The sequence below is a fragment of the Novosphingobium malaysiense genome (genome assembly GCF_000802225.1).
In the GTDB taxonomy this organism is placed as follows: Bacteria; Pseudomonadota; Alphaproteobacteria; order Sphingomonadales; family Sphingomonadaceae; genus Novosphingobium; species Novosphingobium malaysiense.
Genome location: NZ_JTDI01000001.1, coordinates 363,500 through 384,307, shown reverse-complemented (window position 1 = coordinate 384,307; position 20,808 = coordinate 363,500). Strand labels below are relative to the sequence as shown.

The following is a 20,808-nucleotide window of genomic DNA, read 5'->3' as shown; positions in this document are numbered from 1 at the left end:
GGGGATGTGCCTGTCCTCGCCCTTGCGACGCTTGTGCGTTCAGCGCGACGATCTAGGCAAGGCACGCCCCATGCGGCAAGTGAAAAGAGACTGCTGACAATACCTTAGCGTGCCAGGATCTTAGCGCAGCAGCACGGGCAGGGCGGAGGGACCGCGCTGCTCGAGGCCACCGGTCATGAAGGGCGTCGGCGCGTCGGGATCGAAGCGCATATCCGGGAAGGCGTCGAGCAGGGCATTGATCCCGCGTGCCATCTCCACCTTGGCGACATTCATGCCGAGGCAGCGGTGGGTGCCAAGGCCGAAAGCCATGTTGGTGAGCTTCGGGCGGTGGATGTCGAACAGGTCGGGATGGTCCCAGCGCGAAGGGTCGCGGTTGGCGGGGCCGAGGCCGAGTTCGAGCACCGACCCTTCGGGGATCTGGTGGCCGTAGAACTCGGTGTCCTCCATCACGAGGCGGTAGTGATAGGGCGCAGTCGGTTCCCAGCGCAGGCTTTCCTCGATGGCATCGTCCATCAGCTCGCGGTTCATCTTCACGTCTTCGAGCTGGTCGCGGTTGCTCAGCAGCGCGAAGAGGGTGATGCCCATCTGCCGCCACGAGGTGCCGCCACCGGCCACCATGACCAGTTTGGCCTGCGTCATGATCTCCGCATCGGTGAGCAGGCGCGGGTCCTGTCCGGGCAGTTGCAGCGGCTTGTCGACGAGATAGCTGATCAGATCGTCCTGCGGCTCCTCACGGCGCGCGGCGACGAGGTCCATCAGCAGCGATTCCACCAGCTGGAAATTGCGCATGCGCTCTTCGCGTGAGATCTTGCGGCTGGCGCTGGTGCTGTTGAGGTAGGCATGGCGGAAGCGCAGAGCCTCGTTGCCGTGCAGGCCGATGGCGGTGGTGATCGTGTAGACCGGGATGCGGGCGCAGTACTCGATGTTGAGATCGGCCCGCTCGCGCGTCGAGAGGCGTTCGACCAGCCGCTCGACGATGCTGTCGATGGTCCGGCTGCGCCACCAGCCGATCGCCTCGGGCATCAGGAACTTGGGCTGGATCGTGCGGCGATAGGCGCGGTGCTTGGGCGGATCGATCTCGAGCAGACCGGTCCTGTCCTTTTCCGGCACGCGCGGGTCCATCTGCACGGTGTTGGAGAAGAGCCCCGGATTGCGGAACGCCGTTTCGCAGGCCTCGTAGGTGAGAACCGTGTAGTGCTGGCGCCCGGTTGCGTTGACGTGGCGCTCGTAGGTGACCGGCAGCCCCAGGATCTCGCGCAGCTTGCCCTTGTGGACGGACCCCTTGGCGCGCAGTTCATGAATTTCCGGCGTGACGTCCCGGTCGATGAAGTTGCCCATCGACTCCGCCTCGCGGCGCACGTCGTAGAGCTCTTCGTAGAGCGGGTCGTCGGCGGTGAGGACGTCGTCGGACATCGGGGCTACTCTGTTTAGATCGGCTCGCCGGCAGCGGTGGCCAGGGCGAGGCGGGCTTCGGGGGTTTCCTGGGGAAGGCGTTTCGCAGCGAGCCAGAGGAACACGAGCGCGATCGGCGCCAGGATCAGCAGGCTCAGCATACCGGCAGTCAGCGATCCGGTGACGGCGCTGACCTTGCCGGCCCAGTAAGGGCCGGTGCCCGAGGCCACGACGATGGCGATCAGCGAATAGCAGGCCGCTGCGGAGCCGCGCATGCGCGGCAGCACGAGATCCTGCACGAGGGCAGCGGTTGCTCCGCTCCACATCGCGCCGAACACGCTGACCGATGCGTAGGCGATGAGGAACAGGTCCACCTCCACCACCAGCAGCATGACGAGCACGCTGGGCAGGGTGCCGCAGATCGAGATGGCGGCCATACCCAGCGGCGCGCGACGGTCGCGCTGCTTCCACTTGTCTGCCAGCCAGCCGCCGGCGATCACGCCGATGACCGCGCCGACGGTGTGGATCACGCCGAGCCGCAGGCCCAGTTCGCTGGGGTTCATCGCGTGAGTGCGCATTGCGAAGGGGGCCGCCCAGACATTGATGGCCCCGCCCACGCAGGCGATCAGCGCGGTGGCGGCCATGGCGTAAAGGAATGTGCGGTCACCGAAAGTCAGTGCGAAGAGTGGGCGGTCGCGCAGCGACTGGATCTGCCCCCAGGTCACGACGACATAAGCGCCGACGCCGAAGGCGATCCACTGGGCGTAGTCTCCCGTCCAGGCGACAAGCAGCACGGCGGCCAAGCTGATCGCTGCCAGAATGACGAGATTGCGCCGTAGCGCCAGCGGCCCGCCTTCGCGCGCCACGGTCATCAGTGTGAAGGGCGGCAATGCGGCCGAGAACTCGCGAACAATGACGCCTGTCGACTGCTGCGTCTTGCCGCCGTTGCGCGCGGGCTCGCGGATGGTGAGCAGCAGCAGGGCCAGCGGGAAGCCGGGGATACCGACGGCAAACAGCGCCGCTTTCCAGGCCGCGAGATCGCAGGCCCCGGCAATGGGCACCGCCGTGCACATGCTCGTCGACCAGTGCTCGAGGAAGTAACCGCCCACCGCCATCGCGAGAGCCCCGCCGAGGAACGTGCCGGCGAGATAGACGCCGAGCGCGAGGGCGCGGTTCTTCGGGGGAAAAATGTCGGCAAGAAGCGAATGCGAGCAGGGATTGGCGGCGGCCTCTCCCACGCCCACGCCGATGCGGGCCGCGGCGAGTGTCATGAAGTTGGTTGCCGCGCCGCCCAGAGCCGTCATGCCGGACCACAGCGCCAGACCAAAGGCCATGACCTTCTTGCGGCTGAGCCGATCCGAAATGCCGCCCATGGCCACGCCGACGATCGAATAGAAGATCGCGAAGGCGGTCCCAAGCAGAAAGCCCAGCTGCGCATCGTCGAGCCGCAAGTCCGCCTTGATCGCTTCGGCCAGAATCGAGACCACGAAGCGGTCGAGATAGTTGAGCAGGTTTGCCGAAGCGAGCAGGGCCAGGGCAAAATAGGCCGAGGCCGGGATCGATGCGGCTGCCGCCGTCACCGATGCCCGGGTTCCAGATGTTGTCGCCACGCCTTCTCCCCGGCGCTGTTGTCGTTCTTGCTGACAGGGCTGGCCGGCCTCAGTCGAGGCCGAGCAGCTCGCGGCAATTGCCGTTGATGATCTTCTTCACGTCCTCTTCGGGCACGCCTTCGAAGTCGCGCAGGATAATCTGGCGCGATTTGGGGAAGGTCGTTTCCGAGTGCGGATAATCCGAAGACCACATGATGTTCTTGCCGCCCGGCAGATCGCGGCACAGAATGCCGGTGCGATCCTGAATGAACGAGCCGTAGATGTTGCGGTCCATGTAGTACGTCGGCGGTTCCTTGAGTTCGCTCTTGGTCCAGAACCGCTGCTTTTCCCAGGTGCGGGTGATGTATTCGGCGTACCACGCGAACCAGCCCACGCCGCTTTCCATCGATCCGATCTTGAGGTCGGGGAAGCGGTCGAAGATGCAGTTGAAGATGAAGATGCCGAGCGGCTCGGCCATGGCCATTTTGCTCATCGGCATGTCGGGAAGGAAGAATTCGGCCTGACCGAAACGCGGGACCCGGGCGCCGAGGTGGAAGGTGACGACCACGCCTTCGTCGCAGATCGTCTTCCACAGCTTGTCGAATTCGGGGTTCGAATACTGCAGGTCGCCATGCGGATCGCCCGTGAGCGCGGCCACCTGGCCGGACTTCATGTTCTTGACGTTCGACGAGGTATCCCATGCCTTCTTGTTCTGCGGGAAGGCGGGCAGGTTGATCGCGCGGAAGCCCTTGCGGGCGAGCCGCTTCACGTGCTCGCAGGTCTCGTCGATGTCGCGCATCGGCACATAGCCGACGGGATAGAGCCGGTCGGGTGCGACCGAGCAGAAGTCGAGCACCCAGTTCTGATAGGCCTCGTAGCTGGCGAGATAGAGCTCGTCGTCGGTCGTGCCGAGCGGGCCGCCGCCGAACAGCAGCGCGGCGTCCATGCCGTCCGCATCCATGTCGGCGAGGCGCGTGGCGGGTTCCCAGACCTTGCGCTGGTCTTCCAGACGCCCCTTCATCTTGAAGTTCTTGCCTTCGCGGCCGGCCTGGTTGTTGATCATCATGAACGGGCGGCGATTGCCCTCGAAGCAGATGTAGTCGCCGTCTTCCGCGTGCTCGATGTAGGGCGCGCGGTCTTTGAGGTGGGAGGGCAGGTAGTCCTTCCACATGTCGTGCGGCGGATCGATGTGGGCATCGGCATCGAAGATCGGGCCGTAATGCCACTCGGTAACCTGACCGTCCCGGATTGCTGGATCAGCCTCGCTCATCTTCCAGTCTCCTCTCCTGCCGTTTTCCGGCAATTTCTAGTAATTCGAAATAGTGAACTAAGTATCGCAATTATGAACGACTCTGTCAAGGTCGCGACTCGCTTCGGGGAGCGGTCAGTCGCGCCGCAGGATCATCGCGCCGTATCCGTAGCCGCCGTTGGAAATGATGCAGGTCTTTGCGTCGGCGACCTGCCGCCCGCCGCCCCGGTTCCAGAGCTGGACAGTCGCCTCGTGGATGTGCCCGTAGCCATGGAAGCGTCCGGCCGAGAGCTGTCCGCCGCCGGTGTTGAGCGGCAGTTCGCCATCGAGCGCGATGCGCTGGCCACCTTCGACAAAGCGGCATGCCTCGCCCGGCGGTACGAGCCCGAGCGCTTCCATCCACATCCAGACATGGATCGAGAAGCCGTCGTAGATCTGCGCACAGTCCATGTCGGCGGGCTTGAGGTCGGTACGCGACCACAGCATCTGGCCGCACTTGTGCGCCGCCGGCATGGAGGTGAAGTCGCCTTCGTAGCGCCCGACCCATAGACCGCCGACGCCCATGCCCATCGATTCGATGTGCAGCGGCGGGTTCTTGAGGTCTTTGGCCGCATCCTTGTGCGAGACGACAATCGCGGTCGAGCCGTCGATATGCGAGTCGCAGTCGAACAGCCGCAGCGGCGTGGAAATCACGCGGCTGGCGAGATAGTCCTCGAGGCTGAGCGGCTTGCGGTAGACGGCGTTCTCGTTGTGCGCGGCATTGCGGCGGTTGTTCACCGCGATCATGCCGAGCTGCTCTTCGTTGGCGCCGTATTTCTCGAAATAGGCCTGCGCGTAGAGCGCGAAGGTGTTGATCGGCGAGAGCGCGTTGAACGGTACGGTCCAGGCGTTGTTGCCTTCGACGCGGTTGCGGGAACCGGACATCAGCGTCGAGGACCGCGAGGCCATGCGCGCGGTCGCCTGTGCGACCGACCGGAACACGACGACATGGCGCGCCAGCCCGCAGGCGATGGCAGTGATCGCGTTGAAGATCGGCGCCATGTGGCTGAAGCCTTCGGCCGAGGCGAGGATCCAGTCGGGATCGATGCCGAGCACGGCCGCCGCCTCTGATGGACTGACAGGGGCAATCCCCCCGCCTTCCGCCGACTTGCCGGGATAGCAGGCAATGCCGTCGATGTCGGAAACTTCGAGACCGGCGTCGGCAATCGCGGCAAGGCAGGCATCGGCGGTGAGCTGCAACGCGGTGCGCGAGGAAGGACGTCCGACTTCGGACTGCGCCGCGCCCGTGATGCAGGCGAGCTTTTCGGGATGCAGGGTCATGCCGCGCCTCCCGTTTCATCGGGACGGAACATCGGCAGCCAGACGTCCTCGTGCTGTTCGAACGTCACGCTCACCGGCATGTCGACGCGTGCGGCATCGATGGGCGCCAGCAGATTGGTAAAGACGTAGAGTTCCTTCTGCTCGGCCAGTTCGACCGCCGCGTAGAGGAAAGGAACCTCCAGCCCGGGCACCCAGGGTTCGCGGTTGATCGTGTAGCTGGCGATGCGGCCCTTGCCGGACACCGGCTCGGGCGCAACGGCCTCGCTCCCGCAGGACGAGCAGCGGGGGAAGGGGGGATGCTGCCAGGTGCCGCAGTCCCCGCAGCGCTGGATGCGCAGCACGCCGTCGGCGCCGCTGGTCCAGAAAAATGCGGTGTCGGGCTCGAGCGCGGGCAGCTTGCGGGCAGGCGGTTTCGCCTCGCTCATCAGAACACCACTCCCTGCACCTTGAGGTCGATGATCTCGTCCTCGCTGTAGCCGAGGCTTTCCAGCACCCCGTCGCTATCGGCGCCAAGCTCGGGCGAGCGGGTGGAGTTCATCGCGTGGCCGTCAAACAGCATGGGCAGGCCGACCATCGGGATCTCGGTGCCGTCGCCATAGTCCACGCGCTTGAGGTAACCGTTGGCCTGCGCCTGCACGTCGTCCTTCATTTCACCGACGTCCTGCACGACGTCCCACTGGCCCTGCTGGCGCGAGAGGATGTCCTTCCACTCGGCCAGGGTCTTGCTGGCAAAAAGCGCTTTCACTTCGCCGTAACAGGCGTCGATGTTCTCGCGCCGGGCCTTCGCATCGGCAAAGCGCGGGTCTGACGCGAGATCGGGGCGTCCTGCCACTTCGCAGAACGGCGCCCAGTATTTATCCGCCTGCAGCATGCACAGCGCGAGGAATCGCCCGTCGGACGTGCGATAGTTGCTGACCAGTACGTTGTGCGGTTTGTTCGCCGGCGGCTTTGGGAATTTCTGCACGCCGTCCGCCGTGGCCTGACAGATATAGCGCTGCATCGACCACATGGCGGTGCCGAGCAGCGAGACGTCCACTGTCGATGCCTCGCCGGTAAGCGCGCGCTTGGCGATGGCGGCGCAGATCGCGCCCGAGAGCATCGAGCCGGACAGCGTATCGCCGAAAGCCGGACCCGGCGGACCGACGGGCAGTTCGGCGCCATCCTCGGTCAGCGAGGAGGATATGCCGCCGCGCGCCCAGAAGGTGATGGCATCGTAGCCGCCTTTCTCGCTTTCGGGGCCGGTCGGGCCCACGGCACTGCCGCTTGCATAGATGATGTTCGGGAACCGGCCACGGATCGTATCGGCATCGATCTGCATCGACCGGCGGGCGGGGGGAAGCAGGTTGGTGAGGAACACGTCCGCGTCTTCGAGCAGCTTATAGAGAACATCGCGTCCTGCCTGCTGTTTGAGATCGAGCGTGATCGAGCGCTTGCCGCGGTTGTAGCTTTCCCAAGAATAGTCGATGCGGCGGCCTTCCTCGTTGAGCCCGCCGATCTGGAGCCCGCGTAGCGGATCGCCGCTTGGCGGTTCGATCTTGATCACGTCCGCGCCGAGATCCGCCAGCATGCCCCCGCAGGCGGGCACGAAAGCCCACATGGCGACTTCGACGACTTTGATTCCTTCCAGCGGCTTGCCCATGGCGCTCCGGCCTCTCCCGTGTTTTTCGCTTTCCCGCCACTTTCCGACAGCCCGAGACGACCATCGCATGACCGGATAAATTCTCTATTGCGAAGGATGGACCGAAATGGCGAATTAGGTCAAGGCATAGTCAAGCGTATGGATGGGGCGTTTGCCGTATCCGTCGGAGAACCAGATAAGGAAAGGGAGAAGAATGTCTCAGGCACACACGAGCCGCGTTCCCGCGCAGCCCGATACGCGGGTTCCGGCTACGCTGGAGGAGGCGCTGAACCCGGCATGGCTGGGCGAGGCCCTGGCCGGTGCAGCGGGCGGCAAGGCCGTGACCGGAGTCGAGCAGGTGGAAGTGATCCGCACGGTTGCCACCAAGGTGCGTTTCGCTGTCACGTTCGCCGATGGCGCGGTGGGCAACTTCTGTCTCAAGGGCTTGCTCGATGTCGATGAAATGACCGCACGCGGCGGCCCCACGTGTGTGCTGGAAGCCGACTTCTACGGCAAGGTCGCCCCGGTTACCCAGGTGCGCGTGCCGGAAGCGGTTGCCACCGTAATCGACCGTGAGAAGCAGCAGGCGGTTACGATCATGCGCGATCTCATCGTCGAAGGTGCAACGTTCTGTTCCGCGCTCGATCCCTTCACGGCGGATGACGCGGTGCAGAGCCTCGAACAACTCTCGCGCCTTCACGCCAAGAGCGCGTTTCTTGAAGGTGCCGACTGGATCCGTCCGCGCGCCGCCGAACTGGCGAAGATGTCCTACGTTACGCCTGAGATGCTGCAGGAGCTGCTCGACGGACCGCGCGGCGACAACCTGTCTCCCAAGGTGCGCAATGCGCAGAACGTGGCGTCCGCAATGAAGGCACTCGCGGCGCGCGATGCCGAGCGTCCGCAATTCATGATCCATGGCGATGCCCACGCGGGCAACATCTTCCGCACGCCCGACGGCATGGGGCTGATCGACTGGCAGCTTCTCCAACGCGGGGGCTGGGCGCTCGACGTCGCTTATCATCTCAATGCCGTGCTGCCGACCGAGGTCGCCGAAGTCGACGAGCGGCGCCTTCTCGGGGAATATCTGGCGATGATGCGCAACCACGGCATGGACATGCCGGGGGAAGACGAGGCCTGGAGCCAGTACCGCGAGGCGGTGGCCTATGGCTTCTACCTCTGGTCGATCACCCGCCGCGTCGATCCGCCGATCACCAACCAGTTTGCCGACCGTCTGGGCAAGGCGGTTATGCGGCACGACAGCTTCGCCCTGCTGGGCGTCTGCTGAGGCGAGGGCCAATGAAAAAGCCACGCCCGTACGGGCGTGGCTTGAGGCTGGTCCGTCAGGACCGAAATACCCCCGCGCCACTCGGAAAGCGCGGGGGCTTTTGCGTTTACATGCCGAAATTATACTTCAGACGCAGACCGTACATGCGCGGCTGGCCGTACATGAAGTCGTAGATCCCTGAGCTCTCGTAACCGCCGCCCGCAGTGTTGCGATAGTGCTTGTTGGTCACATTCGTGGCGAAGGCGACCAGATCGAAGCCCGATCCGCCGACATCCCGCCAACTCGCGTTCAGGTTGACGATGCTGTAACCGGGGATCTTGCTGTTGCCATCGACGTACTGCGAAGATGTGTACGAAAAGATGCCACCCAGCGAGAGGTCGCCGACACCATCACCCAGCGGCACGTTGACGTCGGCCGAAAGCGTCAACTTGTGTTTCGGCGAATAGGTCAATGGCCCGCCGATCACACCGCGCGGAATGATGGCTTCAAAGGGGCTGTCGGGGCTGAGGGTCGGCGTAACCAGTTCCTTCAGCTTCGTATCGAGATAAGTATAGCCTGCGCTAAGGTGCAGAACATCGAACAGCGTGGCGCCGGAATCGACCTCGATACCCTTGATGGTCGATTTACCGGCATTGATGATCGCCGCGCCACCGGCAATGCCGCTGCCTTCCTTCGCGATCAGGCCGCCGAACACCTGCTGGTCGGTAAAGTCGTTATAGAAGGCGGCAATGTTGAAATAGCCGGGGACGGCCCCACGGAAAGTCAGCTTCGCGCCGATTTCGTAGGCGTCCAGCTTTTCGGGCTGGGACGTCTCGAGGCCCGGATTGGTGAAGTTGACCGTGCCCTGACGGTAGCCGCGCGAATACTTTGCGTAAAGCAGGGTATCCGGTGTCGGCTTGAAGTCCACATCGATAAGCCAGGTCGGTTTGTTGGACTTGTTGATGATGGTCGTTCCGCAAGCCGAGGTGTCGCCCCCGTTGGCCAGCAGATTGACGTCCGGGTGGTTCAAGCTGTCGTTGCATGAACGGCTGACGGGAATGGTGCCCACACCTGGAATGTCTGCAAAGATGTAGCGGTTGCTCTCGGAGTACCCGTTGATCTTGTCGAAGGTCCAACGTCCGCCCAGGGTCAAGGCAAGTTGGTCTGTAAAGTTGTAAGTCCCCTGGGCAAAGATGCCGTGGTTGTCGAAATTCAGCCTGGTACGCGATTCCGAAACAATGGCGCCCGGGACGGTCACGCCCGGGGCAATCGGTACCAACGGCAGGCCCCCGGCGCAGTCCAGCGTACCGGGTGACGCGCAGTTGCCATAAACGCCTGTGCGCTGCTGGTTATAGCCGATCGGACGGCTGAACTCGAGATAGCCGCCAAGGACGAAGTCGAACTTGCCGTCGAGCGAGCGCCCCTGAATCTGCAGTTCCTCCGTGGTGGTCGACTCCGCAGCGGCATCATGGCCCGGCTGGGTATCGAGGCGAATGTAGCTGAACGGCGAGCCGGGCAGAGGGCCGCCGCGTGCAGCAAAGAATTGCGTTACCGGCGTGTTGGGCACGTACAGATTATCCGAATAGAGGCTGAATGCGGCCTGTTCGCGATATTCGCCGTAGCTCACGATGTTCTTGAGGGTGATCGTGTCGCTGGCCTGCCAGGTGGTCGTGTTGATGAACTGCCAGGTACGCAGGTAGATGCGCGGATTGGGGTTGCGTACTTCGACGTCGAGCGGTCCATCACCCCGCGCCGCTTGCCGGTCGATCTGGTCACAGGCTGCCAGCGAAGTGTAGTACCGGGTAAGGCTGCCGCCCAGCAGCGGCGAAGTGGGATCGCGGTCGCAGCCTTCATAGCGCGTCGCATATCCGTTCGTGTCCGAGCGGCTGTAATGGAAGATCGAGTAATTCTCGAGGTTCGGCGTCAGGTCGGCGACGACGCTGAGACGGCCATAGAAATAATCGACGTCGTTGTAGGCGCTGGGCCCGACACCCGAGAGATTCTTCATGTAGCCGTCGCGCTTGTTGCGGTCGACGGCGACACGCACCTTGAACGTGTCGGCCAGCGGAATGTTGATCGCGGCCTGTACGCGGCGCTGGTCGTAGTTGCCGACAGTGCCCTCGATCGAGCCTTCCAGCAGGTCGGTCGGCTTCTTCGGAACGAGCAACACGGCGCCGCCCGTCGTGTTGCGGCCGAAGAGCGTGCCCTGCGGACCCTTGAGGACCTGCACGTTCTGCAAATCGGTAAAGGCGCCGGCACCCACCGTGTTGCCGCCAGCGGTGCCGCCCTGGGCGCGAACGCCGACGACGTCGGCGAAGTACACGCCCACGGTCGGTGCGGTCGCTGCATCCTGGTTGAACCCGCGCAGAGAGAATGTCGCTTTTTCAGGGCCATAACGCGTATTGACCGACAGCGACGGTGTGGTGAGCGCGAGGTCGGACGCAACGGCGATGTTGCGCTTCTCGATCTGATCGCTGTTGTACACCGTCATCGAGATCGGCACGTCCTGCAGGCGTTCCTCGACACGCCGCGCCGTCACGATGATTTCGCCGGGTGCCGTGGCGGATTCCTGGGCAAGTGCCGGCATCGCCACCGACGTGCCCGAGAAGGCAACGCCGAGCAACAGCATGCTTTTGAAATTCCTGACAAGCATATTCATTTCTCCTCCGGAAACCCTGTTCTCACAAAAGGCGTACAGTACCGTCGGCGGCCGGAATTCCGGTCCGTTGGAGTTGGCTGGCTTGTAGAGATTGCGGAAAAGACGATGTCCGGGCTCGCCGGAAATCCCCCATGTGCTCTCCCTTCGTGCCTCCTCTCACCCGACGTGTCTGTTGCCGACATCTTTCGGTTTCGTTCGCCGCAGAGTATCGAACTCGCGTTCGGATGCAAGCGAAAGCAGCGCGTTTCATTTCCAAATTGCGAAACATAAGTCATTAAATGGAATATTTGGCTGCATATGTGGCTGATCGGTGACACTTTTCGGAGCAATCAGTCGCCAAGCGTTTCGGCCAGCATTGCCAAGGTTCCCGCCCAGGCGATGCGATGGGCCATGGGGTCGTATGCAATGCCCTCGGCGACCGCGTCGTGGTCCGGGTCGGTGAAGGAGTGCTGGGCGTAGGAAAACAGCGTGACCTGATACCGCGCTCCGGCTGCGTCGAGTTCTTCGCGTAGGGCATCGAGATCGGTTGCCGGTGCATAGGGATCCCGGCCGCCTGCCCAAACCGCGATGTCCGCCCGCACCTCGCCGGCGCGCGCCGGTGCATGCGTCGTCAACAGGCCGTGAAAACTCGTAACCGCGGCCACTGCAGCACCGCTACGCGCCAATTCCAGCACGCATTTGCCACCAAAGCAGTAGCCGATAGCGGCAACGCGCTTCGCATCGACCTCGTTCATGCCGCATACCGTCTCGAACCAGGCGACGACGCGTTCGCGCAGCAGTGCCGGCTGTTCCAGCATTCGCGTGAAATGTTGACCTGCCGCTTGCGGCGTGGATATGTCGGCTTCGACACCATACATGTCGATGCCGACAGCCAGATAGCCCTCGTTGGCCAGTTCGCGCATTGTGGCGTGAAAGCTCCTGCCGGGGCCGGTCGCACCGGGAAACATCATCACCGTTCCGCGAGTGGTCCGATCTTTCGGCCTTGCGATGGCGCCTTCCAGCGTCACGTCGCCGTGCATCCACCTGACCGGTTCGAATTCGGCCATCAGCTTCTCCCCGTGCTGCATCGCAAATGCGAATTATCATTCATAAAGGTGAATGCATTGGGCTTTCGCGTTTGTCAAAGTGGACGTTGCAAGAGAGCATCGGCCCATGGCATGGCCGGAGCATGACGCAGGCCGACCTCCGTATGGATCGCCGCAAGCGGTGGGCCGTTGCCGGTGCGGTATTGCTGATTCACGTCGTGTTGGTCGCGGCCCTTATCCGCGCCTTCACGCCCGATTTCGCCGCCACCGTCGTGCGAACCATGACCCAGGCGTTCACCGTCACATCCGAACCACCCGAGCCGGAGCCCGCGCCTTCGCCCTCTCCCGCACCCAGCGTGGCGCCACCGAAAAAGGAAGGGGCCGCAGGCGCACCGGCAAAGAAGGCCAAGCCACGCGAGGTGGCCGCCCCCCAGGCCAAAGTGGCAATCAAGCCGACGCAGGCTCCGCCCGTGGCCGGCGAAGGGGACGAGAACGCATCGGGAGCGCGGGAAGCAGGCGAAGGCACCGGTGCGTCCGGGGCCGGGGCGGGAACAGGCGCGGGAACCGGGGGGGCGGGACAGGGCGGCGGCGGACAGGCTGCCCCCACCGTGAAGATCAGCGGCGATATCAATTCGGCAAGGGACTATCCGCGGGCCAGCCGGGACCTCAGGGTCGGGTCTTCCGTGACGATCGACCTGACTGTCGGGGCTGACGGCCGGGTCAAGGCTTGCCGTGTCGTTCGGCCCAGTCCCGACCCTGCAGCCGACCGGATCACCTGCGAACTGGCCACCAAACGGTTTCGCTTCCGCCCTGCACGGAATAGTGCCGGGCAGCCGATCGAAGCCATATACCGCTGGCGCCAGCGTTGGTTTTATTGAGGTAGGGCGCTGGGAATTGGGGGCATTTGTGCTGCTCTGACGTTGCATGGAAGCCCTGGACGGTATTACAGGGTCGGCCGTTGTAATGCAGCACTTGGTTTGGAATGATCGCCGCGATCAGGCACATTCGTGAAAAGTATGAGGGTTATGTCCAAGATTGTCCCGGTGATCCTGTGCGGGGGGAGTGGAACGCGCCTCTGGCCGCGCAGCCGCGCGAGCAAGCCGAAACCTTTCCTGCCGCTGGTAGGCGACAGCACCTTGTTCGAGGCCGCCTTGGCACGTTGTCCCGTTGGGGAAGGCTTCGATCCGCCCGTCGTAGTCACGGGGCACAAGCATCTCGATCACGTGGAAGAACAACTCGGATCGAGCGATGGTGGGCAGATCATCGTGGAGCCCATGGCGCGCAACACTGCCGCCGCCATTGCCCTTGCGGCCTGCCGCTTGCCCGAGGATGCCGTGATGCTGGTGTGTCCCAGCGACCATCATATCGGCAATCCGAAGGCATTCGCGCAATCCGCGATCGCTGCCGCCGAACTGGCCGAGGATGGTTGGCTGGTCTCGTTCGGTATCGAAGCCACTGCACCTGAGACCGGTTTCGGATATCTCAAGCGCGGCGAGGCGATCGGCGCCAAGGGCTTTCGTACCGCCCAGTTCGTCGAAAAGCCCGATCTCGAGACCGCCAAGCGCTTTCTGGCGGAAGGCATTTATGCCTGGAACGGCGGCATCTTCGCGTTCCGCGTGAAGGATTTCCTTGGAGAACTCGCAGCCCACCGGCCGCAGATCGCGGCAGTCGTGGCCGATGCCGTAGCCAAGGGTCGTGAGGACGGCCGCCGCTTTCATCCCGACGCCGAGACATTTGCCGGCGTGGAAAGCGATTCGGTTGACTACGCGGTGATGGAGAACACGCAGCGCGCAGCGATGGTCCCGGCGGACATGAACTGGTCCGACATCGGCAACTGGCACGCTCTGCACGAGGCGCTGGAGCGTGACGCAGACGGCAACTCAGTGCGGGGTCCCGGTAAGGCGGAACTGGTGGACTGCCACAATGTTCTGGTGGACAGTGACGGTCCGCGCGTCTCCGTCATCGGGCTTGAAGACGTCATCGTGGTCGTGGACGGTGACGACATCATGGTCACCACGGTTGCCGGTGTGCAGAAGGTCGGCAAGCTGGATGGAGCGGCCAATCAGTAAGGGAGACGTCCTGATGGCCTCGCTGCCCATTCGCCAGGTCGAAAAGCCCTGGGGCAAGGATGTGCTGCCCGAGCCATTCTGTGCTCCCCAAGGCAGGCGCATTGGCGAAATCTGGTTCGAACCGCCTCCGGAACTGCCCGAGCTTCTGGTCAAGTACATCTTCACCAGCGAGAAACTGTCCGTACAGGTCCATCCGTCCGACACCCAAACGCTGGCCAAGGGCATCGGCCGTCAGGGCAAGGAAGAATGCTGGCTGATCGTGGCGGCAGAGCCGGGAGCGACGCTTGGCATCGGTTTTGACGCCACACTCGGTGAAGACGAGATGCGTGTTGCTGCCCGCGACGGGTCGATTGAAGGGCTGATGACCTGGCACGCGGTGAAGCCCGGCGACTTCTTCTACATTCCGGCCAACACCGTTCATGCCATCGGTGCCGGCGTGAGCCTGATCGAAGTGCAGCAGAACTCCGACATCACCTACCGCCTGTTCGATTACGGTCGGCCGCGAGAACTGCACTTGGAAGAGGGCATGGCTGTAGCCTCGGGCGAACCCTACGATCTGGCGGCCTGGAGCAAATCGATTCCTCCCCGGGGTACGCACGGCCTGGTCGACGGGCCTCTCTTCCTGCTCGATCAGGTCGAGGGCAAACCCTCAGACGAGATGACGGCGCGCTATCCCGGCTCTCTGCTGGTCATTCCCCGCGAAGGCGACGTGGTCGTCTCAGGCGAAACCATCGCTCCCGGCGGCTGTGCGCTCGCGCGGACGCTGGATGAGGTTGCTTTCGACGACGGGGGTGTGTGCTTGCTTGCAAGGGGCTGTGCAGGCTGACGCGACGGTGCGATAAGCGCGTCATGATCGCCCAGACCATCCAGCTCGCACTTGCCCCGGTGTTCATGCTGGTGGCGATCGGCAATATCCTCAATCTGCTGACAGCTCGCCTCAGCCGCGTGGTCGACAGGGCAAGGGCGCTTCAGGAGAAGTACGCCGGCACCGAAGGCTCCGAGCATGACATGGTCGTGCTGGAAATCCGCACGGTCGACCGGCGCATCCGGCTCATCGGGCAGGCCATGCGTCTGCTGGTGCTGAGCGGCTTGTTCATCGGTATTACCGTGTTTCTGCTGTTTCTGGAGGAACTGTTGGGTGCCGAGGTGCGCGTCATTGCGGCCGGGACGTTCATTGCGGCCTTGTCCTTGCTCATGGTTGGACTGGTACTGTTCCTCCGCGAAACGCAGGTCGCGGCCGCGTCCCTCCGTATTCCGCGCGACTTTCTGGAACTCGACCGCCAGATCTGAGCGGCCGGAACATCGCTGCGGCGGCGGCTTGCCGCAGTGCGATTGCCTAATTCTCCTTCGCCTCTAGGCTGCCGGACCCAGGGAGGAGCCATCGTGACGCAAGCAAGACCACATACCCAGGCCGAGGAGTGGTCGCAGGGCTGGACGCTGGTGCTGGCATCGGCGGTAGGCTTTTCGTTCTTCTCGGTCCTGCTTTCGGCAGTGGGCCTGTTCATGGGGCCGTTGAACCGGGAATTCGGCTGGGACAAGTCGCTGCTGTCGGCGGGGCCTGCCATTGCGACCGGCGTCACGGCGCTGTTTTCCCCTTTTTACGGGGCGCTGATCGATCGTCTCGGTTCCCGCCGGCTCGCGCTGCCCGGGATCGTCATCACCATGGCCGGCACCGCGATGTTCGGGCTGGCGCTCGGCATTGTCGTCGCCGGCACCGCCATTGCCTAGACCGTGGTGCCGCCGCTGGGCAACTGGCTGATCGCCACGACCGGATGGCGCGGGGCGTTCTTCTGGCTCGGCGTGGGCTGGGGGACATTGACGCTGCTGCTGTGCTGGCTGTTCCTCTACGATCCTCACTGAAAGCGGGATGCCGCGCGAAACGGCCGCCTGGATCATGTCGCTGGGCGGTATTGCCGGGGTCGTGGGCAAGCTGACGACGGAGTTCCTGCTCGATCGCTTCCGCCCGAACTGGATCGGCGGCCTGACAATGGGCGTGACCGCAGTGACGTTCTTCATGCTCGACCGTTTCATCGAATCGACCTTCGCGGTGATCGTGGCCGTGGTGATCAACGGTTATGCCGCCGGGACCAAGATGCAGATCTGCGCTTTCCTGACCGTGGGATACGCGGGCATGCGGAATTTCGGGGCGATCTATGGCCTGATGTCCGCGCTGGTCGCCCTGGCCTCGGGGCTGGGTCCGTTCGTGGCCGGATATATCTACGACACCATGGGCGGGTACGGCCCCTTCCTGTGGTTCGGCGTGGTCGGCTGTACGGTGGGCGGGGCGCTGCTGTTCCTGCTACCCCCTTATCCACGGTGGAAGGACGAGAAGGAGGCCGAGGCCTTTTCCTGACACCATGCCGCCTGTAACGGAACGGTCATGTTCATGGCGGCGGATGCGAGGGGCCCATGTGCGGTATAACCGGCTGGTACAGACGCGGCGGCAGGCCGGTGCCGCGCGACGCCATCGCGCGAGCTTGCGACACGATCGTCCATCGCGGCCCCGACGATAGCGGGATCCACATCGACGGCGATATCGGGCTGGGCCACCGTCGCCTGTCGATCGTCGATCTGGAAGGCGGCCACCAGCCTATGTTTTCCGCTGACGGGCGCTGGGCGATCGTCTTTAACGGCGAGGTCTACAACTTCCCCGACCTGCGCGACGAACTGGAGGCCTGGGGCTGGCAATTCTCCACCCACGGCGACACCGAGACGATCCTCGCCGCCTATGTGCGCTGGGGGGACGAAGCCTGGCCGAAGCTGGAAGGCATGTACGGCCTTGCCATCTGGGATGCGAAGGAGCGCCGGCTGGTGCTCGCGCGTGACCCGCTGGGGATCAAGCCGGTCTATTACACGCTGCAGCAGGGCGGCCTGGCCTTCGGTTCGGAAATCCGCACCTTGCGGGCGATGTATTCCGCCGATGGCGGTGCGCTCGACTTCACCGTCTGCGAGCGCGGGGTGCATGACTTCTTCATGTTCGGGCACGTGCAGAAGCCGCGCTCGATCTGGAACGAGGTGAACACACTGCCGCCTGGCCACGTGCTCCACATCGGCCCCGCGGGCGAACCCGACATCCGCCAATTTTGGCGCCCCGCGTTCAAGGTGACAGAGGGCTTGTCCGAGGCAGAGTGGATCGAGCAGACGCAGGAATGGGTCTCGGAAACGACGAAACGGCACATGCTGGCCGACGTCACGGTCGGCGCGTTCCTGTCGGGCGGTGTGGATTCCAGCGCCATTGTCGCGTCGATGGCCCGCCACGCCACGGCGCCGGTCAAGGCCTTCACCATGGGCTTTCCCGGCACCTCGATCGACGAGACCGAGGCTGCCGCGCGCATTGCCATGCACCTTGGCTGCGAGCACATCACCTTGCCGCTCGAACCGCAGGATGCCGGGATTATGCTGCCCGAAGTCCAGCGCAGCCACGATGAGCCCTGCGCGGCCACGGCGGCAGTGCCCGTCTGGCATCTCTCGAAACTAGCGGCCGAGCATGTGAAGGTCGTGCTCTGCGGCGAGGGTTCGGACGAGATCTTCGCCGGGTACAAGCGCCAGCGCACCGCGCTCGCCGCCGCGCGCACAGCACCATTCCTGCGCATGCTCGAACCGGTGCTGGCCGCCATCGACCATGTGCCCGGCATGGGCAGCAAGCGGCTCAACTACCTGCGCCAGAACGCGCGGCGCTTTCGCCAGTCGGCCATGCTGGAAAATAACTACCAGCGCTTCTTCCAGGGCACGCAGATCTCCACGCCCTGGGTGCGCGATGAGTTGTACGAATCCGGCTTCCACGACCGGCAAGTGAGCGATCACCCCTTTGCGGATCTCGAGCGCGAGTATTTCGGTGAACCCGGCGCGCGCGATCTCGATCCGCTGGCGCAGTTCATGCTGGCGGACCTCACTGTCCACATGCCCGCCTCGCTGCTCAATCGCACCGATCGCGGCTCGATGGCGCATTCGCTCGAAGCGCGCGTGCCCTTCCTCAGCCACAAGCTGGTGGACTGGGCGCTGACGATGCCGCGCGACATGAAGTTACGCGGTAAAGTCGGCAAATATGCGCTGCGCAAGGCGGTGGAGCCCTGGCTCTTCCCCGGCGCGCTGGACGAGCGAAAGCTGGGCTTCCAGCTTCCCTTCGCCGAATGGTTCAGCGGCGGCTTTGCCTCCTTCGCGCAGGAGGCCTGGACCTCCAGCGGCGCCTCGAAGAGCGGCTACCTGCGGCAGGACGCGGTCGAGAAGCTGTTCGCCGAACATGCCGCCGGCCTCGCCAATCACGGTCGTATCCTCTACGCGATCGCCATGTTCTCCTGCTGGTGGGACCAGACTTTCGATGCTCGTTGATCTTCAGAAAAACCCCGAAGCGTTTGCCGACAGGCAGTTCGACGTTTGCGTGATCGGCGCGGGTGCGGCGGGGGTGACGCTCGCGCGCGAATTGATGCGCGCGGGCCATCAGGTGTGCCTTGCCGAGAGCGGCGGCATGGACTTCGAGGAGAAGACGCAGGCGCTCTACGGTGGCACCAACATCGGCCACGACTACTACCCGCTGGAGGAATCGCGCCTGCGCTTCTTCGGCGGCACGGTATCGATCTGGGGCGGGCGCTGCGCGATCCTCGACAAGATCGACTTCGCCAGGCGTTCGTGGGTGCCGCATTCGGGCTGGCCGATCACGCGCGACGACGTGATGCCCTACTGGCGCAAGGCGCAGGACATCTTCGAGATCGGCCCGTTCGAATGGGACGATGCCTACCGGCTCTGCGGCATTCCCGATCAGGGCTTCGACCCGGAAAAGCTCGCGACCGACCTCTGGCGTTTCGATGAGGCGACCGAACGCTTCGCGCAGGCCCGCGCGAAAGACCTGATCGACGCGCTCAACCTCACCATCGTGCTCCACGCCAATGCCACGCAGGTTCAGGCGAGCGTCAACGGCGCCGAGATCGAGCATGTCGAGGTCAAGGCGCTCACCGGCCAGTCGGCGCGGCTGAAGGCGAAGCACTATGTGCTGGCTTGCGGGGCCATCGAGAACGTGCGCCTGATGATGGCCTCCGACGATGTGATCTCGGGCGGCCTCGGCAACGCGCAAGACCAGCTCGGCCGCTTCTTCATGGAGCATCCCACCGGCCGCATCGGCAAGGTCGAGACATCGCGCCCGTTCGATCTGTGGGCCGCCTACCAGAAGCGCTTCATGAAGTCCGGCCCGCCGCTGGCGCCGGTGCTGCGCCTGTCCGACGCGGTGCAGGAAGCGGAAGGGGCGATGAACTCGATCGTCACCTTCAAGCTGCAGCGCCCGCCGGAAAAGGGCGTGGCGCTGGGCAACAAGCTCTACGGCACGATCAAGCACTCACTGAACCCGAACCGCACCGGCCGCCGGCTCGACCACATCTACCGCGGCGTGCGGGCCTGGTTTCACAAGGCCGTGCGCGAGAAGGTGGAGGCCGCCATGGCCAATACCGGCATGACCGGCCTCTACATGATCATTCGCGGGGAGCAGGCGCCCAACCCGGACAGCCGCATCGTCCTCTCGTCGAAGCGCAATGCTTTGGGCGAGCGGCAGGCGGATCTCGACTGGCAGCTCGACGACCTCGACAAGCATACCGCCCGCGTCTTCGCCCGCGTCTTCGGCGAGGAATTGCAGCGCATGGGGCAGGGGCACGTGACGCCGACCGAGTGGATCACGGAGGCGGGCAACGACTGGCCGGTCGACCCTACCGTCGGCAACCACCCCATCGCCGGCTACCACCACATGGGCGGCACCCGCATGAGCGACGATCCCAAGGCGGGCGTCGTCGATGCGCATTGCCGGGTGCATGGGCTTGCGAACCTGCACGTGGCGGGCAGCTCGGTCTTCCCGACCGCAGGCTGGGCGAACCCGACCTTTACGCTGGTCGCGCTGGCGCTGCGGCTGGCGGAGCGGCTGGATGGGGAATTGAAGGCGGGGTGAGTTGAAGTCGATATCAGGGAACCAGCCCAAGCTATTTCAATGAGTGTTCATTCCGAAATGCTTTGTCGGATGGATGCCGCATGGAAGTTACTGGGGAGGCTCTCTTGTTGAGTTAAATAAGATAATCCCGGCTATCAGCCCAACAAAAATGATCATTGTAAATGGGGCATCCAGAAGCAAAGTTGCCGCCAAGCCCAAGCTTGCGATGCCGAGCAGACCAATCACCCGCGTTAATAAACGATGCTGGATGCCGTCAGTGCTCATTGTCTTCACTTTCTCGGCGATTGCGAATCATCTCATTGATAGGTTGAGGGGAGGGGGTGCCATTTTTAGCGGGAGCAAGGTTTATTCCCGCTAATCCTGCACTTGCAATAAATCCCCAGCCAGCCCATTCGATAGCATCACCATCAATGTTATCTCGGCAAATTTTTGTCCCGGATTCAACTTGGCATTGCTCTGGGGAACTGGCGTCAATAGCAGCTGTGCCAAATGCGCCCATCGCACCCATCAGCAATAGCGCTGATGCATAGTCCCTAACTATGCGCTGGAAGACGTACCTACTCATTCAGTTAGTAAGCAGAAGATTGCGGGAAAAGTCAATTTTATGAGTCGCTTGAGAAGCTTGCTCACCTCCGGTTAGACCACTTAATCTGGTTGGAAGGTGATTGCAGTATCAGCCAAGAAAAACGGGCCGGAA

At 63.5% G+C, this 20,808-nt stretch carries 20 protein-coding genes; 10 read left to right on the top strand and 10 right to left on the bottom strand.

Features of this window, described 5'->3' with window-relative positions; all coding sequences use genetic code 11:
* Positions 1–120: 120 nt before the first annotated feature.
* The 6 genes from LK12_RS01630 to LK12_RS01605 form a co-directional block, all read right to left on the bottom strand.
* Positions 121–1,413, bottom strand: coding sequence for a cytochrome P450 (locus tag LK12_RS01630; protein ID WP_039278505.1), 1,293 nt, complete (start codon positions 1,411–1,413; stop codon positions 121–123).
* 14 nt (positions 1,414–1,427) lie between these two features.
* Positions 1,428–3,002 (bottom strand): MFS transporter, encoded by a 1,575-nt coding sequence (locus LK12_RS01625; RefSeq protein WP_197063434.1) that lies wholly within the window; start codon positions 3,000–3,002, stop codon positions 1,428–1,430.
* Positions 3,003–3,051: 49 nt separating this feature from the next.
* Positions 3,052–4,251 carry an amidohydrolase family protein gene (locus LK12_RS01620; RefSeq protein ID WP_039278502.1) on the bottom strand — a complete coding sequence of 400 codons (1,200 nt, stop codon included), beginning with the start codon at positions 4,249–4,251 and terminating at the stop codon, positions 3,052–3,054.
* Positions 4,252–4,365: 114 nt separating this feature from the next.
* A complete protein-coding gene (locus LK12_RS01615) occupies positions 4,366–5,550 on the bottom strand; it encodes a thiolase family protein (protein WP_039278500.1) in 1,185 nt (394 codons plus the stop codon).
* Positions 5,547–5,975, bottom strand: a complete 429-nt coding sequence (locus LK12_RS01610) for a Zn-ribbon domain-containing OB-fold protein (RefSeq protein ID WP_039278497.1) — start codon at positions 5,973–5,975, stop codon at positions 5,547–5,549. Before LK12_RS01610 ends, LK12_RS01615 begins: the two co-directional genes overlap by 4 nt.
* Positions 5,975–7,189, bottom strand: coding sequence for a CaiB/BaiF CoA transferase family protein (locus LK12_RS01605; RefSeq protein ID WP_039278493.1), 1,215 nt, complete (start codon positions 7,187–7,189; stop codon positions 5,975–5,977). The genes LK12_RS01610 and LK12_RS01605 overlap by 1 nt, the downstream gene beginning before the upstream one ends.
* Before the next feature lie 193 nt (positions 7,190–7,382).
* Here LK12_RS01605 and LK12_RS01600 point away from each other — a divergent pair, with 193 nt between their 5' ends.
* Positions 7,383–8,453 carry an aminoglycoside phosphotransferase family protein gene (locus tag LK12_RS01600; protein ID WP_039278490.1) on the top strand — a complete coding sequence of 357 codons (1,071 nt, stop codon included), beginning with the start codon at positions 7,383–7,385 and terminating at the stop codon, positions 8,451–8,453.
* Positions 8,454–8,559: 106 nt separating this feature from the next.
* Here LK12_RS01600 and LK12_RS01595 read toward each other — a convergent pair whose 3' ends face one another.
* Both LK12_RS01595 and LK12_RS01590 read right to left on the bottom strand, forming a co-directional pair.
* On the bottom strand, positions 8,560–11,061 hold the full coding sequence (locus LK12_RS01595) for a TonB-dependent receptor (protein WP_231568181.1): 2,502 nt from the start codon (positions 11,059–11,061) through the stop codon (positions 8,560–8,562).
* Between the two features lie 359 nt (positions 11,062–11,420).
* Positions 11,421–12,137, bottom strand: a complete 717-nt coding sequence (locus LK12_RS01590) for a dienelactone hydrolase family protein (protein ID WP_039278483.1) — start codon at positions 12,135–12,137, stop codon at positions 11,421–11,423.
* A 122-nt stretch (positions 12,138–12,259) separates the two neighbouring features.
* Between LK12_RS01590 and LK12_RS01585 the strand changes: the two genes are divergently transcribed.
* From LK12_RS01585 to LK12_RS01555, 9 genes are all read left to right on the top strand, one after another.
* Positions 12,260–12,994 (top strand): TonB family protein, encoded by a 735-nt coding sequence (locus tag LK12_RS01585; protein ID WP_039278480.1) that lies wholly within the window; start codon positions 12,260–12,262, stop codon positions 12,992–12,994.
* Positions 12,995–13,141: 147 nt separating this feature from the next.
* Entirely contained in the window at positions 13,142–14,185 is a 1,044-nt protein-coding gene (locus tag LK12_RS01580; RefSeq protein ID WP_039278478.1) for a mannose-1-phosphate guanylyltransferase, read from the top strand.
* Between the two features lie 10 nt (positions 14,186–14,195).
* Complete coding sequence (locus tag LK12_RS01575) at positions 14,196–15,011, top strand: class I mannose-6-phosphate isomerase (protein WP_156135397.1); 816 nt, start codon at positions 14,196–14,198, stop codon at positions 15,009–15,011.
* A 23-nt stretch (positions 15,012–15,034) separates the two neighbouring features.
* Positions 15,035–15,475 (top strand): DUF2721 domain-containing protein, encoded by a 441-nt coding sequence (locus tag LK12_RS01570; protein WP_039278474.1) that lies wholly within the window; start codon positions 15,035–15,037, stop codon positions 15,473–15,475.
* A 93-nt stretch (positions 15,476–15,568) separates the two neighbouring features.
* Complete coding sequence (locus tag LK12_RS25070; RefSeq protein ID WP_231568179.1) at positions 15,569–15,913, top strand: MFS transporter; 345 nt, start codon at positions 15,569–15,571, stop codon at positions 15,911–15,913.
* 6 nt (positions 15,914–15,919) lie between these two features.
* On the top strand, positions 15,920–16,045 hold the full coding sequence (locus LK12_RS25260) for a hypothetical protein (RefSeq protein WP_269430628.1): 126 nt from the start codon (positions 15,920–15,922) through the stop codon (positions 16,043–16,045).
* 7 nt (positions 16,046–16,052) lie between these two features.
* Positions 16,053–16,538 (top strand): MFS transporter, encoded by a 486-nt coding sequence (locus LK12_RS25065; protein ID WP_231568178.1) that lies wholly within the window; start codon positions 16,053–16,055, stop codon positions 16,536–16,538.
* Between the two features lie 56 nt (positions 16,539–16,594).
* Positions 16,595–18,514 (top strand): asparagine synthase (glutamine-hydrolyzing), encoded by a 1,920-nt coding sequence (gene asnB, locus LK12_RS01560; protein WP_039278472.1) that lies wholly within the window; start codon positions 16,595–16,597, stop codon positions 18,512–18,514.
* A complete protein-coding gene (locus LK12_RS01555; protein WP_039278470.1) occupies positions 18,504–20,111 on the top strand; it encodes an FAD-dependent oxidoreductase in 1,608 nt (535 codons plus the stop codon). Before asnB ends, LK12_RS01555 begins: the two co-directional genes overlap by 11 nt.
* Before the next feature lie 87 nt (positions 20,112–20,198).
* Here LK12_RS01555 and LK12_RS24500 read toward each other — a convergent pair whose 3' ends face one another.
* Both LK12_RS24500 and LK12_RS24495 read right to left on the bottom strand, forming a co-directional pair.
* Positions 20,199–20,375: a hypothetical protein gene (locus LK12_RS24500; RefSeq protein ID WP_156135350.1), complete on the bottom strand. Its 177-nt coding sequence runs from the start codon at positions 20,373–20,375 to the stop codon at positions 20,199–20,201.
* The gene (locus LK12_RS24495) at positions 20,365–20,676 is read right to left on the bottom strand and encodes a hypothetical protein (RefSeq protein ID WP_197063433.1); all 312 of its coding nucleotides are present in this window, start codon (positions 20,674–20,676) and stop codon (positions 20,365–20,367) included. The genes LK12_RS24500 and LK12_RS24495 overlap by 11 nt, the downstream gene beginning before the upstream one ends.
* Positions 20,677–20,808 lie beyond the last annotated feature (132 nt).

Coding starts and splice junctions, on each gene's coding strand:
- LK12_RS01630 (WP_039278505.1), bottom strand. CDS start 1,413: ATGTCCGACGACGTCCTCACCGCCGACGACCCGCTCTACGAAGAGCTC.
- LK12_RS01620 (WP_039278502.1), bottom strand. CDS start 4,251: ATGAGCGAGGCTGATCCAGCAATCCGGGACGGTCAGGTTACCGAGTGG.
- LK12_RS01615 (WP_039278500.1), bottom strand. CDS start 5,550: ATGACCCTGCATCCCGAAAAGCTCGCCTGCATCACGGGCGCGGCGCAG.
- LK12_RS01610 (WP_039278497.1), bottom strand. CDS start 5,975: ATGAGCGAGGCGAAACCGCCTGCCCGCAAGCTGCCCGCGCTCGAGCCC.
- LK12_RS01605 (WP_039278493.1), bottom strand. CDS start 7,189: ATGGGCAAGCCGCTGGAAGGAATCAAAGTCGTCGAAGTCGCCATGTGG.
- LK12_RS01600 (WP_039278490.1), top strand. CDS start 7,383: ATGTCTCAGGCACACACGAGCCGCGTTCCCGCGCAGCCCGATACGCGG.
- LK12_RS01595 (WP_231568181.1), bottom strand. CDS start 11,061: ATGCTGTTGCTCGGCGTTGCCTTCTCGGGCACGTCGGTGGCGATGCCG.
- LK12_RS01590 (WP_039278483.1), bottom strand. CDS start 12,137: ATGGCCGAATTCGAACCGGTCAGGTGGATGCACGGCGACGTGACGCTG.
- LK12_RS01585 (WP_039278480.1), top strand. CDS start 12,260: ATGACGCAGGCCGACCTCCGTATGGATCGCCGCAAGCGGTGGGCCGTT.
- LK12_RS01580 (WP_039278478.1), top strand. CDS start 13,142: ATGTCCAAGATTGTCCCGGTGATCCTGTGCGGGGGGAGTGGAACGCGC.
- LK12_RS01570 (WP_039278474.1), top strand. CDS start 15,035: ATGATCGCCCAGACCATCCAGCTCGCACTTGCCCCGGTGTTCATGCTG.
- LK12_RS25065 (WP_231568178.1), top strand. CDS start 16,053: ATGCCGCGCGAAACGGCCGCCTGGATCATGTCGCTGGGCGGTATTGCC.
- asnB (WP_039278472.1), top strand. CDS start 16,595: ATGTGCGGTATAACCGGCTGGTACAGACGCGGCGGCAGGCCGGTGCCG.
- LK12_RS01555 (WP_039278470.1), top strand. CDS start 18,504: ATGCTCGTTGATCTTCAGAAAAACCCCGAAGCGTTTGCCGACAGGCAG.
- LK12_RS24500 (WP_156135350.1), bottom strand. CDS start 20,375: ATGAGCACTGACGGCATCCAGCATCGTTTATTAACGCGGGTGATTGGT.
- LK12_RS24495 (WP_197063433.1), bottom strand. CDS start 20,676: ATGAGTAGGTACGTCTTCCAGCGCATAGTTAGGGACTATGCATCAGCG.